Annotated in this window: 1 protein-coding gene; it reads right to left on the reverse strand. The window is 67.5% G+C overall.

Features of this window, described 5'->3' with window-relative positions; translation table 11 throughout:
- The coding region (locus IP83_RS19285; RefSeq protein WP_197274457.1) for a VCBS repeat-containing protein at window positions 1-1,468 on the reverse strand (1,468 nt) is incomplete at both ends.

A 1,468-nucleotide genomic window follows, 5' to 3' on the forward strand; every position in this document is an offset into this window, starting at 1 on the left:
GGGTTGCCGAGGTTGCCGCCGCCCACGATGCTGGTGCCATCGAGATCCCAGCTGGCATAGGTGCCGGCGGTGTTCTGGAACAGCATGTCGGACTTGCCGTCGCCGTTGAAGTCGCCGAGGCCCCTGAAGGTCCAGTCCGCGCCGGGGTTGCCGATGTTGCCGCCGCCGGTGATCGCGGTATCGTTGACCAGCCAGGCGGCATAAGTGCCCGCCGCGTTGCGGAACAGCAGGTCGGCCTTGCCGTCGCCGTCGAGATCGCCCGCCGCCACGAAGCTGAACCCCGCTGCCGTGCCGATGTTGCCGCCGCCGATGATGGCGGTGCCGGCAAGGTTCCAGGTGGCGTAGACCCCGCTCGCGCTGTTCTGGAAGAGGATGTCCGCGCGCCCGTCGCCGTTGAAATCGGCCGCGGCCCTGAAGGTCCAGCCGGCGCCCGGATTGCCGATGTTGCCGCCGCCGATGAAGCTGCTGCCATCGCTTCGGAACGTCGCCAGCCGGCCGTCGGTGTGCTGGAACAGCACATCGCTCTCGCCCGTGCCCGAGAAGTCCGCGACCGCCCGTGCGCTCCAGCCGCTGCCGGGATTGCCCAGCGTGCCGCCGCCGACGATGCGGTTGGCGCCCACCAGCCATGTCGCCACGGTGCCGCCGGTCTGCTGGAAGGCCAGAGTGGCAAAGCCGCGCGCCTCGGGTGCATCGATCGCCGCAAAGGCTGGGCCCGGGTTGCCGACATTCCCGCCGCCGGTGATGGCGGTGTTGTTGAGCGTCCACGTGGCGAGAGTGCCGTTCACGTTGCGGAAGATGAGGTCCGACCGGCCGTCGCCGTTGTAGTCGTCGATCCCGGCGAGGGTGAAGGCGGTGCCGGGATTGCCGATATTGCCGCCGCCGACAATGGCGCTGCCATTGAGGTTCCAGGTGGCATAGCTGCCATCGGCGTTCTGGAACAGGATGTCGCTCCTGCCGTCGCCGTTGAAGTCGCCGGTGCCCTTGAAGAACCACGAAGGGCCCGGGTTGCCGATATTGCCGCCGCCGGTGATCGCGGTGCCGCTCATCGTCCAGATCGCATAAGTGCCATTGGCGTTCTGGAACAGGATGTCGCTCTTGCCATCGCCGTTGAAATCACCGGTTGCCTTGTAGACGAAGCTGGCCCCCGGCGCGCCGATATTGCCGCCGCCGGTGATCGCTGTGCCGTTCAGCTGCCAGCTGGCATAGACCCCGGTGAGGGCATTGAGGAACAGCAGATCGGCATTGCCATCGCCGTTGAAATCGCCGGTGCCGACCAAGGCGAACGCGGCGCCGGGATTGCCGATGTTGCCCCCGCCGGTGATCGCGGTGCCCGAAAGCTGCCACGAGGCGAAGAGGCCGGTGCGGCTGCGGAAGAGGACATCGGTGCTGCCATTGCCGTTGAAATCGGCAAGCGCCGCGACCGAGAAGGCCGAACCCGGATTGCCCAGATTGCCGCCGCCGCTGATCG

Source organism: Novosphingobium sp. AAP93, from assembly GCF_001296055.1.
Taxonomy (GTDB): domain Bacteria; phylum Pseudomonadota; class Alphaproteobacteria; order Sphingomonadales; family Sphingomonadaceae; genus Novosphingobium.